The following is a 22,621-nucleotide window of genomic DNA, read 5'->3' as shown; positions in this document are numbered from 1 at the left end:
TTACCGGGCCTGGTATTTCACAGGATTACCAGCCCTTAACCGCATCCCCTTTATAAAGCTCCTCTGCCGCAGCGGCGACCTCATCGCTTTGATAGGCTTTAACCAGGTTTTTCACCTTTTCACTGTCTTTGTTTTCGATACGACTGGCGAAGATGTTGACGTAAGGCGAATCTTTGCTTTCGACAAACAGGCCATTGCGCGACGGTGACAGCCCCACCTGGCTTGAGAAGGTGGTATTGATGATCGCCATCGTTATCTGCTGGTCGTCCAGCGCGCGGGTTAGCTGCGGGGCCTCAATTTCAACAATCTTCAGATTTTTCGGGTTGCTGATAATATCCAGCGAGGTCGGCAACAGCCCGACGCCATCTTTAAGCGTAATCAGCCCCTGTTTTTGCAGCAGAAGCAGCGCACGTCCAAGGTTGGTTGGGTCATTAGGCACCGCGACCTGTGCGCCATCTTGCAGCTGGGCGACCGAATTTATTTTCTTCGAGTAGGCGGCTATCGGATAAACAAACGTCGTCCCCACTTCAACCAGTTTGTAACCGCGCTCCTGAATTTGCTTATCCAGATAGGGCTTGTGCTGGAAAGCATTAGCATCCAGGTCACCGTTGTTGAGCGCCTCGTTGGGAAGAACGAAATCATTAAACGTCACGACTTCAACATCGAGATTGTATTTCTCTTTTGCGACTTTTTGCGCCACCGCCCACACTTCCTGGTCAACGCCCGCGCTAATCCCCACTTTGACGTGATTGGGGTCCTGCTCAGAAGGTTTGCAGCCGCTCAGCAACAGTGCACTTGCCACAGCCAGAGATACCGTAATTTTTTTTAACGTGAAAACCATATTCCCAGGGTCCTTTTTAAAATAGCCTGCCACTCATTGCAGGAAAACTAGTGCCGGAGACTATAAAAAATCTCACTGACAAAATTAAAGACTGATTAACTATGATTAATAGCGTTTTGCTATGAACGCTACCATCGCCCATGCACTGAAAAGGGTAATCCTCCCTGCTTTTTCTCTTTTCCATTGATTTATTCGGTATTTTTCAGAGCTTTTAACCGTTTATCGCTCTGATGTACAATAGTGCGCACTTTAACTAAAAAAAGAGTGCGACCATGATTGATTCAACTTTGCCACTAACCGACATTCACCGCCACCTTGATGGCAATATCCGGGCCCAAACCATCCTCGATCTTGGCCGTCAGTTCAATCTTTCTCTTCCAGCAAACACTCTTGATACCCTGCGCCCGCACGTACAGGTCACCAGCAATGAACCTGACCTGGTGAGTTTTCTCTCTAAGCTGGATTGGGGCGTAAAAGTGCTGGCCTCGCTGGAAGCCTGCCGCCGCGTTGCTTACGAAAACCTCGAAGATGCTGCGCGAAATGGCCTGCACTATGTTGAACTGCGCTTCTCCCCGCGCTATATGGCAATGACGCACCAGCTGCCAGTTGCAGGGGTGGTAGAAGCGGTCATCGCCGGCGTGAAAGAAGGCAGCCGCGATTTTAACGTTGAAGCGCGTCTGATCGGTATTCTGAGCCGCACCTTCGGTGAAGCTGCGTGTCAGGAAGAGCTGGAAGCCCTGCTTACCCACCGCGACGGCATTACTGCCCTCGACCTCGCCGGAGATGAACTCGGTTTTCCTGGCAATCTGTTTATGGACCACTTCAGCCGCGCCCGCGATGCGGGTTGGCGCATTACCGTGCACGCGGGAGAAGCCGCAGGCCCGGAAAGCATCTGGCAGGCGATTCGTGAGCTGGGCGCGGAACGTATCGGTCACGGCGTAAAAGCGGTACAAGATCTGGCGCTGATGGATTATCTTGCCGCGCAGCGTATCGGTATTGAGTCCTGCCTGACGTCAAATATCCAGACCAGTACCGTGCCCTCACTGGCCCAGCATCCGCTGAAAACGTTCCTGGAACATGGCGTGCTGGCCTGTATTAACACTGACGACCCGGCCGTACAGGGCGTTGATATTATCCACGAATATACCGTCGCGGCCCCTGCTGCAGGCCTGAGTCGCGAGCAAATTCGTCAGGCGCAGGTGAATGGTCTGGAACTCGCTTTTTTAAGCCCACAGGAAAAAGCAGCACTGATTGCGCGCGTACAGCAGGCATAATCTTTGGCCCGGTCTGGGTTGCCGGGCTTTTTTATCAAGACAGAGTTAGGGTCGCCCGATGTCTGGCCGACTCCAGACCCAGTTCGATCAACTCCATAATCTGGATAGCCTGGCCCGCCGGGACCGGGTTGTCGCCGCTTCCGTTAAGAGCATCGCGAATCGCCGCATAGTAAGCCGGATAATTGCCCGGCAGCGTTAACCACGACTCTTCGCTCCGCTCTTCACCTTCAACTCGCGTCAGTAAACCATCGCGCATATCGTATCCCCAGTCTTCCTGTGGCAAACGATCGCCGCCCTTCAACCGCTCTTCCTGCGGATCGAGGCCGTATTTCACATAGCTCCCACGCGAACCGTGAATGATATAGCGCGCTGTTTCCGCCGCAGCCAGCAGCGTACCGTGCAGCACTACACGACGCTGCGGGTAGGCCAAAACAGCATGGAAATAGTCGGTGGACTGCGAGCCCGGGCGTAATTGCGCCAGATCGACATTCATACTAACGGGAAGGCCAAACAGGTTGACCACCTGATCAAGAAGATGTGGACCCAGATCGTACCAGATGCCGCTGCCCGGACCGCCTTGCTCGCGCCAGCGATTGCGCACCTGCGGCCGGTAGCGGTCAAAATGGGATTCGAAATAACCTACCTCGCCGAGCAGACCTTCGTTAATCAACGCTTTAACGGTAAGAAAATCGCTGTCCCAGCGGCGATTGTGAAACACCGATAGCAAGCGTCCTTCTCTCTTCGCAATCACATCCAGCTCGCGAGCTTGTGACAACGTCACGGTAAAGGGCTTATCAACGACCACATGCTTGCCCGCCTCCAGCGCAGCCTTCGCCAGCGGGAAATGGGTATCGTTTGGCGTCGGGATCACAATCAGATCGAGGGTTGGGTCACTAAAGAGTTGTCCCGGTTCGGAAACCACCTTTACTACGGGCCAATCGGCAAGCACTTTGCTTTCGTCGCTGCTGGATACAGCCGCCAGCGTCATTCCCGGCGTGCCGCTAATTAATGGCGCATGAAAGGTTTTGCTCGCATAACCGTAACCGATTAATCCAACCCGGATAGCGTCACTCATCTTGCAACTCCTTTAATGAGAAATAACGTCGTTATACTCACTATAGGTCTCAGGCCATTATTTATGGGAATAATTGATCGTTTTTACGCCAGTTGCGCAACTGAAGCCAGGTAACGCTTGCGTTGCTTCAGTCATTTAGTAACATTTCAGCCTGGTTTGATTATTTGCTTTAGAGTTATGGAAAACGTTTTTAATCGTATTGTTGAACTTATTGGCTGGATTGTTTTGGGCGTTTCGGCCCTGCTTTTAGTTATCGCCCATCATATTGATAACTACCAGTCTCCACCGTCTATTGATGTTGTTCAGACGAAGCCGCTGTCTAAATAAACAGTGACCCGCTTCGCAACTGTGCAACCGGTTTCAGAAACCGGTTGCACAGTTTCACATGCTTTCATTACACTCACCTTATCATTCGATAAGGAGTTTCTTCATGGCCGGATTTCCGCAACACTTTTTATGGGGCGCCGCTACCGCAGCTTATCAGGTTGAAGGCGGACACGATGCCGATGGCAAAGGCCCTTCTATTTGGGATATTTATTCCCACCTCCCGGGCACCACTTTTCAGGGCACAACCGGTGATATCGCCGTCGATCATTACCATCGCTTTCGCGAAGACGTCGCTCTCATGGCGGAAATGGGCTTGCAGAGCTATCGCTTCTCTATTTCATGGCCTCGCCTGCTGCCCAACGGCCGCGGTGAAGTTAACGAAGCGGGTATTCAATTTTATAGCGATCTGATTGATGAACTGCTGGCGCATAATATTGAACCGATGATAACCCTCTATCACTGGGATTTGCCGCAGGCATTGCAGGATGAAGGCGGCTGGGAAGCGCGCAGCACGGCAGAGGCTTTCGCTGAGTATGCCCGCCTCTGTTACGAACGTTTTGGCTCCCGCGTGAAACTGTGGGCCACCTTTAACGAAACCATCGTCTTTATCGGCCACGGCTACATTAACGGCCTCCACCCACCCGCCGTCCGTGATCCGGCGCGCGCCATTCAGGCCTGTCATCACGTCTTTATTGCCCATGCGCTGGCTATCAAAGCTTTTCGTGAAATGGGCGTTGAAGGCGAGATTGGCTTCGTTAACGTCCTGCAACCTCACACCTCGCTAACCGACAACGAAGAAGATAAGCGTGCGACCGAGATGGCAGACGCTATCCACACCCACTGGCTTTACGATCCGGTCTTAAAAGGCTGCTACCCCGAAGCGCTGCTGCAACAAACCCAAGCGCTCTGGGGCGTCCCGGCGTTTGCGGCTGGCGACGATGCCCTGCTGCGAGAGAACCGTTGTGACTTTATCGGCCTTAACTACTATCGCCGTGAAACCGTATCGGCGCAGCCTCCTGAAGAGCCGACCGGCGGCGAGCCTGGGGTTGATGGGCTCTTTTACTTCGTGCGCAACCCGCAAAGCACCTATACCGAATGGGGCTGGGAGATTTGGCCGCAGGGGTTAACCGACGGTATCATGATGGTTAAAGAGCGCTATGGTGATATTCCGATTTATATTACTGAGAACGGACTGGGCGCAATAGACCCGATTATTGATGGCGAGGTCGTTGACGACCCGCGCATTGACTATCTCAGCAGCCATATTAATGCGCTGGAAAATGCGCTGGCGCTCGGTGCTGACGTGCGCGGCTACTACCCCTGGTCCTTTATCGACCTTTTAAGCTGGCTTAACGGCTATAAAAAGCAGTACGGGTTCGTCTATGTCGATCACCAGCAAAACTTGGCGCGTAAACGAAAAAAGAGTTTTTTCTGGTACCAAAACGTTATTGCCAGCCGAGGCGAACAGCGTTAATCTTCTCTCCCAGGCGCCTTCCGGCGCCTGATTCAGTTCTGGAATATTCTTAAATTTTCTTTGTATTACGCCGGGAACGCCGTCTGTTCTTGTCATAAGTATTTACAACCGAAATAATTCCTTACAGCCTGAGAAAGTAAATGCTTGTTGGTTGAGAACAGGTTTACTGAAAGCTGGTAATATTCGACTTATTTATTCCGATTATAAAATGGATACGCAAATGACCGTTCAGGACTACTTATTAAAATTCCGTAAAATCAGTTCGCTGGAAAGTCTGGAAAAACTTTTTGACCACCTTAACTATTCCCTGACCGATAACGAAGAGATCGTCAACATGTATCGCGCTGCCGACCATCGCCGGGCGGAGCTGGTTTCCGGCGGTAAATTGTTCAACATCGGTGAAGTCCCTAAGTCCGTCTGGCGCTACGTGCAATAAAGACTGTAATCATTCACGCCAGTTGCTTATACTTCCCGCCCTGCTTTTATTTATAACTGGCGTTGAATTCGGGAGTAATAATGTCCTCTGACTCTGTGGAACGTATTGGCGGATGGCTTCTGGCGCCGTTGGCATGGCTGCTGGTTGCTCTACTTAGCGCCTCATTGTCGCTACTTCTTTTTACTCATGCCCTGATGTCTTCCCAGACTTATACATTGCTGACTAATATGAGTCCTGAGCACCTTGCCCTGTGGATTGCGTCCTTAGCGTTCTCGATTGCTATGTGGTACTACACGCTTTGGCTGACCATCGCCTTTTTCAAGCGGCGCAAAGGTGTACCAAAACATTACATTATCTGGTTATTGATAACGCTCCTGTTGGCGATAAAAGCCTTTGCCTTTTCTCCGATTTCGGACGTCCTGGCACTGCGCCAGCTTCTGTTCCCTCTTCTCGCGGCTGCGCTGCTGGCGCCTTACTTCAGGCGTTCTGAGCGGGTTAAACGAACCTTTGTGAATCCGTAATAACCACACAGTTAACCTGTTGTCGCGTGTATCGATTTATTCGATAATAGACGGCTTTTTCTATTTCAGGTCGAATAATGGCTGATTATTTACTGCTCTTTGTGGGTACTGTCCTCGTTAACAACTTCGTGCTGGTGAAGTTCCTTGGATTGTGCCCGTTTATGGGGGTTTCCAAAAAACTGGAAGCCGCTATGGGGATGGGGCTCGCTACCACATTTGTGATGACGCTGGCCTCTATTTGCGCCTGGCTAATTGATACCTGGATCCTCATCCCGCTGAACCTGGTCTACCTGCGCACGCTGGCCTTTATCCTGGTCATCGCCGTTGTCGTGCAATTCACCGAGATGGTGGTGCGTAAGACCAGTCCGGCGTTGTATCGCCTGTTAGGTATTTTCTTACCGCTGATCACCACCAACTGCGCGGTGCTCGGTGTGGCGCTGCTGAACATTAACCTTGGGCATAACTTCCTGCAGTCGGCACTGTACGGCTTTGCCGCCGCAGTCGGCTTTTCGCTGGTTATGGTCCTTTTCGCCTCCATTCGCGAGCGTCTGGTGGTTGCGGATGTCCCCGCGCCGTTTCGCGGTAACGCCATTGCGTTAGTCACCGCAGGTTTGATGTCGCTGGCATTTATGGGCTTTAGTGGTTTGGTGAAGTTGTAATGAACGCTGTCTGGATAGCCGTTGTCGCCATCAGCCTGCTTGGGCTGATTTTCGGCTTAATTCTGGGCTACGCCTCCCGCCGCTTTGAGGTGGAAGATGACCCGGTAGTTGAAAAAATTGACGCCCTGCTCCCGCAGAGCCAGTGTGGCCAGTGTGGCTACCCCGGCTGTCGTCCCTATGCGGAAGCAGTGGGCACGCAAGGTGAGAAAATCAACTGCTGCGCCCCCGGCGGCGAAGCGGTGATGCTCAAAATTGCCGAGCTGTTGAACGTCGACCCGCAGCCCACTGACGGCGATGTGCAAGAGCTGGTGCCGGTACGGATGCTGGCGGTGATCGATGAAGCAAATTGCATCGGCTGCACGAAATGCATCCAGGCCTGTCCTGTCGATGCCATCGTCGGTGCCACCCGTGCCATGCATACGGTGATGAGCGACCTCTGTACCGGCTGTAATCTTTGCGTCGCGCCATGTCCGACCCAATGTATTGAGCTGCGCCCGGTCGCCGCGACGACAGAAACCTGGAAATGGGATCTTCAAACCATTCCGGTACGCATTATTCCTGTGGAACAACATGTTTAAGTTATTTTCCGCTTTTCGAAAAGACAAAGTCTGGGATTTCAACGGCGGTATTCATCCGCCGGAAATGAAAACCCAGTCCAACGGCACCCCGCTGCGTCAGGTCCCACTGCCGCAGCGGTTGGTTATTCCGCTGAAACAGCATATTGGCGCCGAAGGGGAGCTGTGCGTTCAGCCGGGCGATCGCGTCCTGCGCGGCCAGCCGTTGACGCGCGGCTGGGGCAGAATGCTGCCGGTTCACGCGCCGACCTCCGGCACCGTAACGGCCATCGCTCCGCACTCCACCGCTCATCCGTCCGCACTGGCGGAAATGAGCGTCATTATTGATGCCGACGGTGAAGACCGCTGGATTGAGCGCGACGGCTGGAACGACTACCAGAATAAATCACGTGAAGACCTCATTGAGCGCATTCACCAGTTTGGCGTGGCCGGACTGGGCGGTGCCGGTTTCCCGACCGGGACGAAATTGCGCGGTGGCGGCGACAAAATCGACACCTTAATCATTAACGCTGCCGAGTGTGAACCCTATATCACCGCCGACGATCGCCTGATGCAGGATTGCGCAGCGCAGATCGTTGACGGTATTCGTATCCTTGCCCATATCCTGCAACCGAGCCAGGTGCTGATCGGCATCGAAGATAATAAACCGCAGGCAATTTCAATGCTGCGCGCGGTATTAGCCGATACCCACGGTATTGCGCTGCGTGTGATCCCAACGAAATATCCGTCTGGCGGCGCTAAGCAACTGACGCAAATCCTGACCGGGAAACAGGTTCCCCACGGCGGACGTTCATCTGATATCGGCGTTTTGATGCAAAACGTGGGTACCGCCTATGCGGTAAAACGCGCGGTGATCGACGGCGAGCCGTTGACAGAGCGTGTGGTCACGCTAACCGGTGAAGCAGTTTCGCGTCCGGGTAACGTCTGGGCACGACTGGGTACCCCGGTCAGCCATCTGCTTAAAGACGCCGGTTTCTGCCCGAGCGCTGAGCCAATGGTGATTATGGGCGGCCCGCTAATGGGCTTCACCCTGCCGTGGCTTGATGTGCCGGTGGTAAAAATCACCAACTGTCTGCTGGCCCCGTCGGCAACGGAAATGGGCGAGCCGGAAGAGGAAAAAGGCTGCATTCGCTGTAGCGCCTGCGCCGACGCCTGTCCTGCCGATCTGCTGCCACAACAGTTGTACTGGTTTAGTAAAGGTCAGCAGCACGACAAAGCAACCGGTCACAACCTCGCAGATTGTATCGAATGCGGTGCCTGCGCCTGGGTTTGCCCAAGCAATATCCCACTGGTGCAGTATTTCCGTCAGGAAAAAGCCGAGATCTACGCGATTGCTCAGGAAGAGAAGCGCGCCGCAGAAGCGAAAGCGCGTTTTGAAGCGCGTCAGACTCGCCTGGAGCGGGATAAGGCCGCACGTCAGGAGCGTCATAAACAAGCTGCGGTACAACCGGCGGTGCAAGATCAGGATGCCATTAACGCCGCCCTGGCACGCGTTCGTGAAAAACAACGTGATGCCGCCCAGCCGATTATCGTGCTGGCTGGCGCCAAACCGGATAATAGCGAGGCTATCGCCGCTCGCGAAGCTCGCAAGGCCGAGGCACGCGCCCGAAAAGCTGAACAGAATAGCGCTGCGGTTGAATCCGCCGTTGAGCAACCCGCCGCCGCCGATCCACGTAAAGCCGCCGTCGAAGCCGCTATCGCCCGCGCTAAAGCCCGCAAAGCTGAACAGCAGGCAGCACCAGCAGAACCTGTCGTCGCAGAGCAGCCAACAGCCACAGCGGTTGACCCGCGCAAAGCCGCGGTTGAAGCCGCTATCGCCCGCGCCAAAGCCCGCAAAGCTGAACAGCAGGCGGTTCCGGCTGAGCCTGTCGTCGCGGAGCAGCCAACAGTCGCAGCGGTTGACCCACGCAAAGCTGCGGTTGAAGCCGCTATCGCCCGCGCCAAAGCCCGCAAAGCTGAACAGCAGGCAGTTCCGGCTGAGCCTGTCGTCGCAGAGCAGCCAACAGCCGCAGCGGTTGACCCACGCAAAGCAGCGGTTGAAGCCGCTATCGCCCGTGCTAAGGCCCGCAAAGCCGAACAACAACAAGCAGTTCCCCCGTCGGCAGCCAATGACGATGCCCGTAAAGCGGCCGTCGCTGAAGCAATCGCCCGCGTTCAGGCCCGGAAAGCATCCCGGCAGGCAGTTAACGAGGATTAAATGGTTTTCAGAATCGCAAGTTCCCCTTATACCCACAACCAGCGCCAGACCTCGCGGATTATGCTGTTGGTGCTGCTCGCCGCCGTTCCCGGCATTGTGGTTCAAACCTGGTTTTTCGGCTGGGGCACCGTGCTGCAAATTATTCTTGCATCCTTGACGGCATGGGGAGCGGAAGCCGCCATCCTTAAGCTGCGTAAACAAAATATTCCCGCGATCCTCGCCGATAACTCGGCGCTACTGACCGGCCTGCTGCTGGCCGTCAGCATTCCGCCATTTGCCCCGTGGTGGATGGTCGTACTGGGCACCGCTTTCGCGGTGATTATCGCCAAACAGCTGTACGGTGGTTTGGGGCATAACCCTTTTAACCCGGCGATGATTGGCTACGTGGTGCTGCTTATCTCCTTCCCGGTGCAGATGACCTCCTGGCTTCCACCGCATGAGATTGCGGCTAACGTCCCTGGATTTAGTGATGCGCTGCGGGTGATTTTTACCGGCCAAACCGCGGCTGGCGGCGATATGAACAGCCTGCGCATAGGAATCGACGGTATCAGCCAGGCAACACCGCTGGACACGTTCAAAACGTCACTGCATGCCGGCCATGGGGTGAACGAGATCCTGCAATACCCTATCTACGGTGGCGCACTGGCTGGTCTCGGCTGGCAGTGGGTTAACATGGCTTATCTGGCGGGCGGTCTGTTCCTGTTGTGGCAAAAAGCCATTCGCTGGCATATCCCGGTCAGTTTCCTGCTGAGCCTGACCGTTTGCGCCGCTTTGGGATGGATATTCTCACCAGAGAGCCTCGCCTCGCCGCAGATCCATCTGCTGTCCGGCGCGACGATGCTCGGCGCATTCTTTATTCTGACCGACCCGGTGACCGCCTCCACCACCAACCGCGGACGCCTGATCTTCGGCGCGCTGGCGGGCCTGCTGGTCTGGCTGATTCGCAGCTTCGGTGGCTATCCGGATGGCGTCGCCTTTGCCGTCCTGCTGGCAAATATTACCGTTCCACTGATCGACTATTACACGCGTCCGCGCGCGTATGGCCACCGCTGAGGACCCGAACATGTTACAAAGCATGCGCAAACACGGCATTACGCTGGCACTCTTTGCTGCGGGCTCCACCGGACTGACGGCGGCCATCAATGAGCTAACCAAAAGTACCATTGAGGACCAGGCCGCCCTGCAGCAAAAAGCCCTATTCGACCAGGTTATGCCGGCCAATCTTTATAACAATGATTTGCTGAAAAGCTGTTATCTGGTTACCGCGCCAGAGTTGGGCAAAGGTCAGCATAAAGTGTGGATTGCTGAAAACAACGAGCAGCCGATTGCCGCAGTGATGGAAGCTACCGCGCCGGACGGCTATTCCGGGGCCATTCAGCTACTAGTCGCCGCCGATTTTAAAGGTACCGTGCTGGGTACCCGCGTCACAGAGCACCACGAGACGCCAGGCCTGGGCGATAAAATTGAGCTCAGAATTTCTGACTGGATCACCCTCTTTGCCGGTAAAGTTATTCACGGGCAAAGCGATAGTCACTGGGCCGTGAAAAAAGACGGTGGTGATTTCGATCAGTTTACCGGGGCCACGATTACCCCGCGAGCTGTGGTTAACGCCGTTAAGCGTGCGGGTTTATACGCACAAACGCTGCCTGCGCAGATTCCCACATTCACCGCCTGTGGAGACTAGACCATGAGCGAAGTAAAAGACGTTATTGTTCAGGGGTTGTGGAAAAACAACTCCGCGCTGGTTCAACTGCTGGGGATGTGTCCCCTGCTGGCCGTGACCTCTACCGCTACCAACGCCCTGGGGCTTGGGCTGGCGACGACCCTGGTGCTCACGCTGACCAACCTGACGATTTCCAGCCTGCGCCGCTGGACGCCTGCGGAGATCCGTATTCCGATTTACGTGATGATCATTGCCTCGGTAGTGAGCGTCGTGCAGATGCTGATCAACGCCTACGCCTTTGGGCTGTATCAGTCGCTGGGGATCTTTATCCCGCTTATCGTGACCAACTGTATCGTCGTTGGACGTGCGGAAGCCTTTGCCGCCCGAAAAGGCCCGGCGCTGTCGGCGTTGGATGGGTTTTCCATCGGCATGGGGGCAACATGTGCCATGTTTGTCCTTGGCTCGATGCGCGAAATTATCGGTAACGGTACCTTATTTGACGGTGCAGATAGCCTGCTGGGTAGCTGGGCTAAAGTGCTGCGCATTGAAGTATTTCATACTGATACACCGTTTCTGCTGGCGATGCTGCCGCCGGGCGCATTTATTGGCCTTGGGATGATGCTGGCGCTAAAATACCTCATCGATGAACGTAGCAAACAGCGCAAAGCAAAAGCGGCAGAAGCCGAAATTATTGCGCCGTCTGATGTGACGGGAAAAGCTTAGGATGAATAAAAGTAAACGCCTGGAGATCCTCACCAGGCTCAGGGATAACGACCCGCACCCTACCACGGAGCTGAACTTCAATTCTCCGTTCGAATTATTAATCGCCGTGTTGCTCTCAGCACAGGCTACCGACGTCAGCGTCAACAAAGCGACGGCAAAGCTTTATCCAGTAGCCAACACGCCAGCCGCGATGCTGGAGCTGGGCGTTGACGGCGTTAAGTCGTATATCAAAACAATCGGTTTGTTTAACAGCAAAGCGGAAAACGTCATTAAAACCTGTCGGCTACTGCTTGAACTGCATAACGGCGAAGTACCGGAAGACCGAGCCGCGCTGGAAGCCCTGCCCGGCGTTGGGCGTAAAACCGCCAACGTCGTGCTTAATACCGCCTTCGGCTGGCCGACAATCGCCGTTGATACGCATATCTTCCGCGTTTGCAATCGGACACAATTTGCTCCCGGTAAAAACGTTGAACAAGTCGAAGAAAAGTTGTTGAAGGTAGTTCCTGCCGAATTCAAAGTAGACTGTCACCACTGGTTTATTCTGCACGGTCGCTACACCTGCATCGCTCGCAAACCGCGCTGCGGTTCTTGCCTGATCGAGGACCTTTGCGAGTTTAAAGAGAAGGTTTATCCTTAACGAAATTCAGGGCCATAACCCAACCTGTGGTTATGACCCTGTTTAATCACTCATTTCCCCGTCATTAACGCCATAGTTTCGCCTATGTACTGGCTGATTATTCGGCGATATAACTACTAGCCAGGTTATTCATTTTTTTCAGAGTCAAAATTTCTATACATTTGTGATCCAGGTCACTTATCAATGCTTTTGTTAATTTACTGTTAATGTATTAATGCGTAAATCTGCTTATTCAAATACCCTTACCTTAAATGCCAACACAATACCCCATCAATTTTTAGGATTATGGGCTATATGACTGGATGCAAGCGTTAACAGCAGAACATATTGCCATTATGCGATAAATTTCGGATCCCAGCAGATAAAAACGCTTTCATTGGTCAAACGATGAAATTTAACTCTGCATAACATTTGAATAGGCGGTGTATTATAACGCACGGGATATGTGTAACAGATTATTGCAAAGCTATTGCCTGATGAGACAGGATAGTGAACATTACTTGCCGTTTTCCCTCCAGAATAACTATAAAGGCGGCGGTCTTCTAAGATTGCGCCCCGAACACCCCCCGTTAATATGGGATGTAAAAAAAGAGGTATTTGTGTCTACTGCAAACAATAAACCAACAGAAAGCGTCAGTTTGAACGCTTTCAAACAACCACGCGCGTTCTATCTCATCTTCTCCATTGAGTTATGGGAGCGTTTTGGTTTCTACGGCCTGCAAGGGATCATGGCCGTTTACCTGGTAAAACAGCTGGGTATGTCAGAAGCGGACTCTATCACTCTGTTCTCCTCCTTTAGTGCCCTGGTATACGGTCTGGTGGCTATCGGCGGCTGGTTGGGCGACAAAGTACTGGGCACTAAACGCGTCATTATGCTCGGTGCCATCGTTCTGGCTATCGGTTACGCTCTTGTCGCCTGGTCCGGGCACGATGCTTCTATCGTTTATATGGGTATGGCGACTATCGCCGTCGGTAACGGCCTGTTTAAAGCCAACCCGTCCTCCCTGCTCTCTACCTGCTATGACAAGAACGACCCGCGTCTGGACGGTGCATTTACCATGTACTATATGTCCGTCAATATCGGCTCCTTCTTCTCTATGCTGGCCACGCCATGGCTGGCGGCAAAATTTGGCTGGAGCGTGGCGTTTGCGCTGAGCTTCGTAGGCCTGGTGATCACCATCATCAACTTTGCTTTCTGCCAGCGTTGGGTGAAACAGTACGGCTCTAAACCTGACTTCGAACCGGTAAATGTCGGCAAACTGCTGGCGACTATCGTCGGTGTAGTGGTTCTGGTAGCGATCGCCACCTGGCTGCTGCACAACCAGGGTATTGCACGTATGGCGCTGGGCGTCGTCGCTCTGGGTATCATCTTTATCTTCGCTAAAGAAGCCTTTGCAATGCAGGGCGCCGCGCGGCGTAAAATGGTGGTGGCATTCATTCTGATGCTGCAGGCAATTATCTTCTTCGTCCTGTATAGCCAGATGCCAACTTCTCTGAACTTCTTTGCGATTCGTAACGTTGAACACTCGCTGCTGGGCATCGCGTTCGAGCCTGAACAGTATCAGGCGCTGAACCCATTCTGGATCATTATCGGTAGTCCGATTCTGGCCGCTATTTATAACAAAATGGGCGATACCTTACCGATGCCGATGAAGTTCGCTATTGGTATGGTTCTGTGCTCTGGCGCGTTCCTCGTGCTGCCGCTGGGCGCTAAGTTCGCCAGCGATGCTGGTATCGTTAACGTCAGCTGGCTGGTTATCAGCTACGGCCTGCAGAGTATTGGTGAACTGATGATTTCCGGTCTCGGCCTGGCCATGGTTGCACAGCTGGTTCCACAGCGTCTGATGGGCTTCATCATGGGTAGTTGGTTCCTGACAACCGCTGGCGCTAACCTCATCGGCGGCTATGTCGCGAATATGATGGCAGTACCAGAAAACGTGACTGACCCGCTGATGTCTCTGGAAGTGTACGGTCGCGTGTTCCTGCATATTGGTGTAGCAACCGGCGTTATCGCTATCCTGATGCTGCTGACGGCACCGAAGCTGAACCGCATGACCCTGGATGACGACAAAACAGCGAAAGCCAGCGATACCGCTACTGCTTAAGCTATCCGGGAAAACCCAAAAATTTAAACCGCTAACGCTCTGTTAGCGGTTTTTTTTTACCCCTGAGCGGACTAACATACAGAAAACCGTAGCCACGAGGAGTTATCGATGAAACTGTTCTACAAATCCGGCGCTTGTTCTCTTGCTTCGCATATCGCGCTGCGCGAAAGCGGGCTGGATTTCACCTTGCAGGGCGTTGACGTCATGAAAAAACGCCTCGAAAACGGGGATGATTATCTGCAGATCAACCCGAAGGGGCAGGTTCCGGCGCTGCTGCTGGATGATGATGTGCTGCTGACTGAAGGCGTGGCTATCATGCAATATATCGCGGATCGCGTGCCTGACCGCCAGCTACTGGCCCCGGTGGGTTCCATTGCCCGTTATCAGACGCTGGAATGGTTAAACTATGTGGCGACAGAGCTGCATAAGGGCTTTACCCCGCTATTCCGCCCGGATACGCCGGAGGATTTCAAACCCATCGCTCGCGCGCAGCTAGATAAAAAAATGCAGTATGTTGATGAGTGCCTGCAGGATAAAGAGTGGCTTAACGGGCACCGCTTCAGCATCGCCGACGGCTATCTGTTCACCGTGCTTCGCTGGGCGTATGCCGTGAAGCTGGATATGGAAGGTTATAGCAACATTTCGGCCTGGATGAAGCATGTTGCCGCGCGCCCTGCCGTCGCCGCGGCGTTGGAAGCCGAAGGCCTGAAGTAAGGCAAATACTTGCCCGACGCTCGTCGGGCAAGCTCTTCAGGCTTAAAGCTGCGTGGCGCTAAAGTAATGCTCCGGCTGAGCGATACGATCCTGCGCCGCCACCACCTGAAGCTCATACTCCTGCATATTTTTTGTCGCCAGCATGATTTCATAGACTGCCGCGGTAACATGCTCCAGCGCATCGCGCAGATTAGCCCCTTGCAACAGTTTAACCAGCAGCAAACCGCTGGTGACATCGCCTACGCCCACCGGCTGACGCATGCCAAAATCCACCAACGGACGGCTGATGTGCCATGCTTCATCTGCAGTGACCAGCAGCATTTCAAAACGATCCATGCTCAAACCAGCACGCGAGAGGTGCTTGACCAGCACCACTTCCGGCCCCTGAACAATCAGCTCGCGCGCGGCAACAACCGCTTCGCTGACGTTAGCCACTGGATGCCCGCAAAGGATCTCCAGTTCAACCAGGTTTGGCGCAATAATATCGCTCGCCGGTAGCGCATAACGCACGTGAAACTCCGCTACGCCAGGTGCTACGATACACCCCTTTTCAGGATGTCCCATGACCGGGTCGCAAAAATACTTTGCTGCCGGATTGGCAGCTTTGACCTGGCGCACAATACCGAGAATGTGTTCGCCCTGTTCGGCAGACCCCAGATAACCGCTTAGCACAGCATCACAGCGCTGCAGTTGGTTAATATCGGCGATACCCTGAACAATTTCCGTTAGGTGCGCTGGCGGCATCACGCATCCGGTCCATTTTCCGTACTGAGTATGGTTGGAGAATTGGACGGTATTAAGCGGCCAGACGTTAACGCCAAGACGACGCATCGGAAATTCAGCGGCGCTATTGCCGGCATGGCCAAACACAACGTGAGACTGGATGGCGAGGATATTCTTCATCTTGATTACCTGACAGCAAAAAATAAGGGGCGTGGTTTCCCACGCCCCTGCCTTTACGCAATTACTTCCAGCAGACCAGACAGTAATTTTTCTTACCGCGGCGCAGCAAGGTGTAGCGACCAAACAAAATATCACTGTCCTGGAAGAAATATTCCGGGTCAGACTGTTTTTCACCGTTGATAGTTACCGCATTTGAGGCGATGGTTTTACGCGCCTGACCACGAGACGGCTGCAGGTCAGAATCCACCAGCGCCTGCATCAGGTCAGCACCTTTTTCCATTTCGATCATCGGCACGCCATCCTGCGCCAGCTGTTCGAAATCAGCTTCGCTCAGGTCACTCAAATTACCATTAAACAGGCTTTCAGTGATGCGTTTTGCCGCTACCAGACCTTCTTCACCGTGAACCAAACGCGTGACAAGCTCTGCCAGCACATACTGGGCACGAGGCGCTTTACCGCTATTTTTGTCTTCTTCTTCAAGGGCATTGATCTCGGCAATGTCCATAAAGGTGAAGAACTTCAGGAAGCGATAAACGTCTGCATCCGCAGTGTTGATCCAGAACTGGTAGAACTTGTACGGGCTAGTTTTCTTCGGATCCAGCCATACTGCACCGCCTTCGGTTTTACCGAATTTAGTGCCGTCAGCTTTGGTGATCAGCGGAACGGTCAGACCGAATACCTGGTTCTGGTGCAGACGGCGGGTCAGGTCGATACCAGAGGTAATGTTACCCCACTGGTCGGAACCGCCGATCTGCAGCGCCACGCCGTGCAGTTCGTTCAGGCAGGCAAAATCATAACCCTGCAGCAGGTTGTAGGAGAACTCGGTAAAAGAGATACCCTGATCGTCACGGTTCAAACGCTGCTTGACCGCTTCTTTGTTGATCATCTGATTAACAGAGAAGTGCTTGCCGATATCACGCAGGAAAGTCAGCACGTTCATGCCGCCAAACCAGTCATAGTTATTCGCGGCAATGGCGGAGTTATCGCCACAATCAAAATCGAGGAAAGGCGCGACCTGTTTGCGGATTTTATCGACCCACTCCTGCACGGTGTCTGCGGTGTTCAGTTTACGCTCGGCGGCTTTGAAGCTCGGGTCGCCAATCAGACCCGTTGCACCACCAACCAGCGCAACAGGCTTGTGGCCTGCCTGCTGAAAGCGTTTCAGGCATAACAATGGAACAAGATGCCCCAAGTGCAAGCTGTCGGCGGTTGGGTCGAAGCCGCAATAGAGCGCGATCGGGCCTTGCGCCAGTCGCTCTGCTAACGCTTCCTCGTCCGTCACCTGGGCTACCAGCCCCCGCTCTTGCAATTGTTTAATCAAGTTACTGCTTGCCATCAAATTCTCCATGTATAAAACGACTGCACCTTTGCCGGTACACGACTTTTCGCCAGACGCGAAAAGTACATAGAATAAAGCGCCGGGCCACGTAGCACCAGCGCTTAACACAACATTTTGCGTCCTTTATGGCGCCAGGCGGTCGATTTGCCAGCTGCTGTTTTGTCGTTGGTAGAGAAAACGGTCGTGCAGGCGATGCTCTCCGCCCTGCCAGAACTCCATCTGCTCAATGCTGACGCGGAATCCACCCCAGAAGCTCGGCAACGGCACTTCGCCCTGCTGGAACTTTTGCTTCAGTTCAAGGAATTTGCTCTCGAGGATACCGCGAGCCGAAATGCGGCTAGATTGCTGTGACACCCAGGCACCAATCTGGCTATCGCGTGGCCGGCTGTGGAAATACTTCACCACTTCCAGCGTCGAGAGACGCTCAGCTTTGCCAATAACCATCACCTGGCGCTCCAGCATGTGCCATGGAAAAAGCAGGCTGATACGGGGATTTTTTTCAATCTGGTGCGCTTTGCGACTGCCAAGGTTGGTGTAGAACACCAGACCTCGTTCATCGTAATGCTTCAGCAAAACGATGCGCTGGTAAGGCTGCAAGTTTTCATCAACGGTCGCGACAACCATTGCCGTAGGATCGGCAAGTTTCGCGTCACAAGCCTGACGCAACCAACGTTCAAATAGCGCCAAAGGTTCGGCGGGAAGGTCGTGGCGACGCAGGCCACCACGGATATACTCACGGCGCAGATGCGCGATTTGCTGCAATTCGTCGTTATCAGACATGGCAATCGAGAAAGTAGTCAAAGGGTGGCGTCATTGTGCGCCCCCAGGACTGAAATCTCAACGTTTGGCGGCCTGTAGCTGGCAGTTTTCCAGCACAACGCTGTCGCGTTTATAGACGGTTGCGCTATCGCCTTTAGACCAGAAAACGTAAACGCCATCGGTATAGCGAGCGCCGGATGCTGATAACCCCTGCGGCAAATTCAGCTGCTGGTTATCGTAAATAAAGCTGACCTGCTGGCGGGTATTATTCAGATGGACGGTCAACGGCTTCTGGTCACATTGATACTCCAGCGTGTCCGTATTCATCCGCTCGACAAACTGGTTGTAGTAGCTACAGCCCGCGAGCATAAAAGGTACAGCAAGGATAAGAATTTTTTTCATCAGTTTGCCTTCGACTTTCCCGGTCCAGGAGAGCATTACGCCCTCCTTCAACGATATCCAGTTTACAAATAAATACCGGCGAGTGATTTCAGTTAACTCCGATTCTGCGGTGGATTTGCCGGAAAAATAGCGCCCAGCACAGAGGCTTGCGAAGCACCGGTAACGGAAGGCAGGTTTCCCGGTAATCCGGCGAGGGTGCGCCATGCCAGCCACGCGAAAGCTAATGCCTCCATATCATCGCCGCTGATCCCCGCCTCATCGGTGGTTGACACTTCGGTTCCCGGCAGCAGCGCCGCCAGACGCGCCATCAACAGCGGGTTACGCGCTCCGCCACCGCATACCAACAGGCGCTCACAACCGCCGCTGAGCAGCACCTGTTCACTGATGCTCACAGCGGTCAGTTCCGTCAGCGTAGTCTGGACATCCTGAGCACGCAGTCCCGGATACCGCGCTAAATGCTGCGCCAGCCAGCCGTAGTTAAAGTATTCACGCCCGGTACTCTTCGGTGCGGGCAAAGCAAACCACGGATCGCTTAACATATCCTGCAGCAGCGGGAGCAAAACTCTCCCCTCGCTGGCCCATTGCGCGTCTTTGTCATAGGGCTTGCCGCACTGACGCCAAATCCAGGCATCCATGAGCATATTGCCAGGGCCTGTATCGTAGCCGCGTACCGGTTGTCCCGGCACCAGCAAAGAGAGGTTGGCGATGCCGCCAATGTTGAGAATCATGCGTCGCTCAACCGGGTGCGCCAGCAACGCATGGTGGAATGCAGGAACCAACGGCGCCCCCTGCCCGCCAAGCGCCATATCGCGGCGGCGAAAATCCCCTACCACCGTCACCCCGGTGTGCGCGGCAATCTGGTTATTATCACCAATTTGCATAGTATGCGGCGCATCACCGCCAGGCTCATGCCACACCGTCTGACCGTGACAGCCAATGGCGATGATTTCCGATGCCTGCAAATTCTCCTGACGCATCAGCGCCAGAACCGCATCGGCAAACAGCCGCCCGAGGCGCGTATCAAGCCGACCCAGTTGCGACAGCGTCAACTGCTGTCCCTGACAGATAGCCAGAATCTCTTCTTTAATAGCAATGGGGATGGGATACGTCAGGCTGGCCTGCTGAGCGACCAGGTTTTCATTAATTGCTGCGAGAACAACATCAACACCATCAAGACTGGTGCCGGACATTACGCCGATAAAGCGACCTGATTTCATACGCTTTCCTTCATTCCATGACTCTCGTATATCCACACTCCACCATAAACGGGGGGGCAATGCTATGCTGCTATAATATTTTTTAACAATACAAGTAGTGCGATTGTCCTTAGCGTAAAGAACTTATGTTTAGTTTAGGTTGAGACGACTCTGATTATTATTTTTTGTATAGTCCACGCATCTGCTATGCCAGCAGACGCTTAAATGCCATATAATTGGCTACAAGGAAGTTCAATAGAACGCTTCTTGGTGAACAGGAGATTCATAAATGATTTTACGTGCTTTGGCTGTCTCGATGATTGGTTTTACACTTGCAGGCTGTGTCAGCAGCAGCGGCCTGTCCGGTGACGTTTACTCCGCATCTGAAGCCAAACAGGTCCAAAGCGTGACCTACGGCACCATCGTGCACACCCGCGCAGTTCAGATTCAGGGCGGTGATGAGAGCAATGCGATCGGTGCAATCGGCGGTGCGGTATTGGGTGGCTTCCTGGGTAACACCATCGGTGGCGGTACGGGTCGTTCGCTGGCAACGGCGGCAGGCGCGGTCGCAGGTGGCGTTGCAGGCCAGGGTGTGCAGGGTGCGATGAACAAAACCCAGGGCGTTGAGCTGGAAATTCGCAAAGATGACGGCAACACCATCATGGTGGTACAGAAACAGGGCAGCACCCCGTTCTCAGTCGGTCAGCGCGTAGCCATTGCCGGCAGCGGCAGCCAGGTTACTGTTTCCCCGCGCTAAAAGTGCTTATGCGGTCCTCTCGGGCCGCATTTTATATAAAAAGCATTGCTTACCAAAATATATAAACCCAGAAAATACATTTAGATTTTATTCTTATATTCCTTCTGCTGTTTGCGCCTGCTCAATAAATCAAACTCGCCAATCCGTTATTTTTCCCTAACCATTTGCGACAACCTGTCGTTTTACATTGCCTTTTATTGAGGGATGCAGCCTATGCCTTTTCATCTGAAGCGTTTATCTCATCGTATATTTCTTTATGTCCTTGCTTGCATTATTTCTATTACTGCGATTAATTTTCAGGCTGGCTCATTAATTCATCGTATCTCTACAACATCGCCAACGCTGTTTCCTGTCCTGACTATTTCATTGATGAGTTTCCATCTTACCATTGCCTGTTTTATGGCAATGAAATATCTCTGCGATGAAAAAATTGTACCTGACCCCCATCGCCTTCGCTTTCTGCTGCTCGGCCCTGTTGATGTTGGGAACGCTGAGCAGCTACCCAGACTGGCTACTTTGCGGTCAGGGGCGTGCCGTTAATCAAAACGATGCGCTGATTTTTTATTTTTTTCGCAACGTCATGATGGCAGTATTATTCACCACCTCAACTATCTTATATTGTTTCCGTCATAGAACAATCAACTCATGGAAAACTCATGTTATAGTGCTCATCGGTTGCATTTTTTTCATCAGCGTAATACTGACGCTATCCTGGGTTCACTCCAGCCATTCGCCGTGGCTGAATATAGACTTTATTGATAATTTAACCTTTACCTTTACACCGCTGTGGCATAGCCGAATTGGTTTGGTGTTAATTATCATCTGGTCATTAACGCTGATCTTACTTATTTACGTGACGCAACTGCGTAATATATTCTGGTACAGCGGTGCATTCTTCTGTAGCGCCTATATCTTTACGTTAATGATGCTACTTTCTTCAGCGAGCAGTAGTAACCACTCCTGGAGCCAAGCTCGCCTTTTTGGAACGAGCGGAACTACCGGAAAGAATGACCATCAGTATGGGGGTCTTCACCACGCAGAACACTGGCATTTCAGCAGAGGGTGCGTTCGACGCGCAGATGAAGCGATGTATGAAGCCAAAAATAACGGCCGCAATCGCGTTGTCGTTTGGCATGAATAATGTGAATAAAAAGGAGGCCTTGAAACTACTCAAGGCCTCACAAGGTCAATCTTTTGCCTGGAGATCGAGGATATTGTGTTCAAGTTTACGAATCAAATTGAGCAACGTTTCCACTTCTTGTGCGGAAACACCTGCCAGAATTTCATCACGCGTTTTGCCGATCACCTCTTCCATTTCGTTGATCAGCGGCTCGGCTTTTTCCGTAAGCTTGATACGTTTTGCCCGCCGATCGTTTGCGCAAGTCTGGCGAGAAATAAGACCTTTCTCCTCCAGTTGGTCAAGCGTGCGGACCAGCGATGGCTGTTCGATACCAATGGCTTTCGCCAGCTGAATCTGCGACTGTTCAGGCGGCAGCTGATGAATGTTATGCAGAGTGACCCAGTGTGTCTGCGTTAACTCCAGAGGTTTCAGGCGATGGTCGATTAGCGCGCGCCAAACGCGTACCAAACGTGCCAGATCAGAACCAAGTGGCGATTCCAATTTCATCTCCTTATAATTAGCTTGCTAAGTTATTATACTGATTTTAGAATAGTGTGCAGCATTTAAATTATCAAAACAAATGAATTACCTGATTCACTAAAATCAAGACAATGATTTACAATGTGAATAATCGCATAACCTGAACATTTCTCCTGCAACGGCAAGGATTTTTGCTTGTGAAACTGAGTCTCAACACTGCCGGATTGTCGCTCCAGGACCTGATATTTGGCGCTTCCGTCTACTTCCCCCCTATCTTTAAAGCTGTCCTGTTGGGCTTCTTTATCTGGTTGATGATTCACCGTCAGCTTCGCGACTGGATGTACGCAGGTGAGATTTGGCATCCCCTGCTAATGGACCTGTCCCTGTTTGCGCTCTCTGTCTGTCTGGCGCTGGTTTTACTGACTGCCTGGTAACATTCATTCC

Annotated in this window: 24 protein-coding genes and 1 pseudogene; 17 read left to right on the top strand and 8 right to left on the bottom strand. The window is 52.9% G+C overall.

Annotation, left to right across the window (positions count from 1 at the left end):
- Positions 1–25: 25 nt before the first annotated feature.
- Entirely contained in the window at positions 26–841 is an 816-nt protein-coding gene (gene metQ / locus ACMYSL_RS13275) for a methionine ABC transporter substrate-binding lipoprotein MetQ (protein WP_110274011.1), read from the bottom strand.
- 272 nt (positions 842–1,113) lie between these two features.
- Here metQ and add point away from each other — a divergent pair, with 272 nt between their 5' ends.
- Entirely contained in the window at positions 1,114–2,115 is a 1,002-nt protein-coding gene (gene add, locus ACMYSL_RS13270) for an adenosine deaminase (RefSeq protein WP_434663398.1), read from the top strand.
- 34 nt (positions 2,116–2,149) lie between these two features.
- On the opposite strand, the gene ACMYSL_RS13265 is transcribed toward add, so the two are convergent.
- Complete coding sequence (locus tag ACMYSL_RS13265) at positions 2,150–3,190, bottom strand: oxidoreductase (RefSeq protein ID WP_434663395.1); 1,041 nt, start codon at positions 3,188–3,190, stop codon at positions 2,150–2,152.
- A 177-nt stretch (positions 3,191–3,367) separates the two neighbouring features.
- Here ACMYSL_RS13265 and blr point away from each other — a divergent pair, with 177 nt between their 5' ends.
- From blr to gstA, 13 genes are all read left to right on the top strand, one after another.
- Positions 3,368–3,517 carry a division septum protein Blr gene (gene blr / locus ACMYSL_RS13260; protein WP_112214386.1) on the top strand — a complete coding sequence of 50 codons (150 nt, stop codon included), beginning with the start codon at positions 3,368–3,370 and terminating at the stop codon, positions 3,515–3,517.
- A gap of 103 nt (positions 3,518–3,620) precedes the next feature.
- Entirely contained in the window at positions 3,621–4,991 is a 1,371-nt protein-coding gene (locus tag ACMYSL_RS13255; RefSeq protein WP_434663392.1) for a GH1 family beta-glucosidase, read from the top strand.
- Positions 4,992–5,211: 220 nt separating this feature from the next.
- The gene (gene ydgT, locus ACMYSL_RS13250; protein WP_004134363.1) at positions 5,212–5,427 is read left to right on the top strand and encodes a transcription modulator YdgT; all 216 of its coding nucleotides are present in this window, start codon (positions 5,212–5,214) and stop codon (positions 5,425–5,427) included.
- Between the two features lie 80 nt (positions 5,428–5,507).
- Positions 5,508–5,948, top strand: coding sequence for a DUF2569 domain-containing protein (locus ACMYSL_RS13245; RefSeq protein WP_434663390.1), 441 nt, complete (start codon positions 5,508–5,510; stop codon positions 5,946–5,948).
- A gap of 77 nt (positions 5,949–6,025) precedes the next feature.
- Positions 6,026–6,607 carry an electron transport complex subunit RsxA gene (rsxA, locus tag ACMYSL_RS13240; RefSeq protein ID WP_110273996.1) on the top strand — a complete coding sequence of 194 codons (582 nt, stop codon included), beginning with the start codon at positions 6,026–6,028 and terminating at the stop codon, positions 6,605–6,607.
- Positions 6,607–7,185, top strand: a complete 579-nt coding sequence (rsxB, locus tag ACMYSL_RS13235) for an electron transport complex subunit RsxB (RefSeq protein WP_434663387.1) — start codon at positions 6,607–6,609, stop codon at positions 7,183–7,185. The genes rsxA and rsxB overlap by 1 nt, the downstream gene beginning before the upstream one ends.
- Positions 7,178–9,379 carry an electron transport complex subunit RsxC gene (rsxC, locus tag ACMYSL_RS13230; RefSeq protein WP_434663384.1) on the top strand — a complete coding sequence of 734 codons (2,202 nt, stop codon included), beginning with the start codon at positions 7,178–7,180 and terminating at the stop codon, positions 9,377–9,379. The genes rsxB and rsxC overlap by 8 nt, the downstream gene beginning before the upstream one ends.
- Positions 9,380–10,432, top strand: coding sequence for an electron transport complex subunit RsxD (rsxD, locus tag ACMYSL_RS13225; protein WP_434663381.1), 1,053 nt, complete (start codon positions 9,380–9,382; stop codon positions 10,430–10,432). It begins immediately after the preceding gene.
- A 10-nt stretch (positions 10,433–10,442) separates the two neighbouring features.
- A complete protein-coding gene (gene rsxG, locus ACMYSL_RS13220) occupies positions 10,443–11,063 on the top strand; it encodes an electron transport complex subunit RsxG (RefSeq protein ID WP_304259571.1) in 621 nt (206 codons plus the stop codon).
- A 3-nt stretch (positions 11,064–11,066) separates the two neighbouring features.
- Positions 11,067–11,765 (top strand): electron transport complex subunit E, encoded by a 699-nt coding sequence (locus ACMYSL_RS13215; RefSeq protein WP_110273991.1) that lies wholly within the window; start codon positions 11,067–11,069, stop codon positions 11,763–11,765.
- Between the two features lies 1 nt (position 11,766).
- Positions 11,767–12,402, top strand: a complete 636-nt coding sequence (gene nth, locus ACMYSL_RS13210; RefSeq protein ID WP_112214393.1) for an endonuclease III — start codon at positions 11,767–11,769, stop codon at positions 12,400–12,402.
- Positions 12,403–13,001: 599 nt separating this feature from the next.
- Complete coding sequence (gene dtpA / locus ACMYSL_RS13205; protein ID WP_182239181.1) at positions 13,002–14,507, top strand: dipeptide/tripeptide permease DtpA; 1,506 nt, start codon at positions 13,002–13,004, stop codon at positions 14,505–14,507.
- A 108-nt stretch (positions 14,508–14,615) separates the two neighbouring features.
- Positions 14,616–15,221 (top strand): glutathione transferase GstA, encoded by a 606-nt coding sequence (gene gstA, locus ACMYSL_RS13200; protein ID WP_112214395.1) that lies wholly within the window; start codon positions 14,616–14,618, stop codon positions 15,219–15,221.
- 42 nt (positions 15,222–15,263) lie between these two features.
- Here gstA and pdxY read toward each other — a convergent pair whose 3' ends face one another.
- From pdxY to anmK, 5 genes are all read right to left on the bottom strand, one after another.
- Complete coding sequence (gene pdxY / locus ACMYSL_RS13195; RefSeq protein ID WP_434663376.1) at positions 15,264–16,124, bottom strand: pyridoxal kinase PdxY; 861 nt, start codon at positions 16,122–16,124, stop codon at positions 15,264–15,266.
- A gap of 61 nt (positions 16,125–16,185) precedes the next feature.
- Entirely contained in the window at positions 16,186–17,460 is a 1,275-nt protein-coding gene (gene tyrS / locus ACMYSL_RS13190) for a tyrosine--tRNA ligase (protein ID WP_112214397.1), read from the bottom strand.
- Positions 17,461–17,586: 126 nt separating this feature from the next.
- Entirely contained in the window at positions 17,587–18,243 is a 657-nt protein-coding gene (pdxH, locus tag ACMYSL_RS13185) for a pyridoxamine 5'-phosphate oxidase (RefSeq protein ID WP_181486408.1), read from the bottom strand.
- Between the two features lie 57 nt (positions 18,244–18,300).
- Positions 18,301–18,624, bottom strand: a complete 324-nt coding sequence (gene mliC, locus ACMYSL_RS13180; protein ID WP_112214429.1) for a C-type lysozyme inhibitor — start codon at positions 18,622–18,624, stop codon at positions 18,301–18,303.
- Positions 18,625–18,716: 92 nt separating this feature from the next.
- Positions 18,717–19,841, bottom strand: coding sequence for an anhydro-N-acetylmuramic acid kinase (gene anmK / locus ACMYSL_RS13175; protein ID WP_181486010.1), 1,125 nt, complete (start codon positions 19,839–19,841; stop codon positions 18,717–18,719).
- A gap of 268 nt (positions 19,842–20,109) precedes the next feature.
- Between anmK and slyB the strand changes: the two genes are divergently transcribed.
- On the top strand, positions 20,110–20,577 hold the full coding sequence (gene slyB / locus ACMYSL_RS13170) for an outer membrane lipoprotein SlyB (protein ID WP_434663373.1): 468 nt from the start codon (positions 20,110–20,112) through the stop codon (positions 20,575–20,577).
- A gap of 213 nt (positions 20,578–20,790) precedes the next feature.
- Positions 20,791–21,718: pseudogene (locus ACMYSL_RS13165) on the top strand (MASE4 domain-containing protein).
- 45 nt (positions 21,719–21,763) lie between these two features.
- On the opposite strand, the gene slyA reads toward ACMYSL_RS13165, so the two are convergent.
- Positions 21,764–22,204, bottom strand: a complete 441-nt coding sequence (slyA, locus tag ACMYSL_RS13160) for a transcriptional regulator SlyA (RefSeq protein ID WP_110273982.1) — start codon at positions 22,202–22,204, stop codon at positions 21,764–21,766.
- A gap of 170 nt (positions 22,205–22,374) precedes the next feature.
- Between slyA and ACMYSL_RS13155 the strand changes: the two genes are divergently transcribed.
- Positions 22,375–22,611 (top strand): DUF1656 domain-containing protein, encoded by a 237-nt coding sequence (locus ACMYSL_RS13155; protein ID WP_110273981.1) that lies wholly within the window; start codon positions 22,375–22,377, stop codon positions 22,609–22,611.
- Positions 22,612–22,621: the final 10 nt, after the last annotated feature.

The organism is Klebsiella sp. MISC125, assembly GCF_051131775.1.
Classification (GTDB): Bacteria; Pseudomonadota; Gammaproteobacteria; order Enterobacterales; family Enterobacteriaceae; genus Klebsiella.
This window is presented reverse-complemented; position numbering and strand designations above follow the sequence as displayed.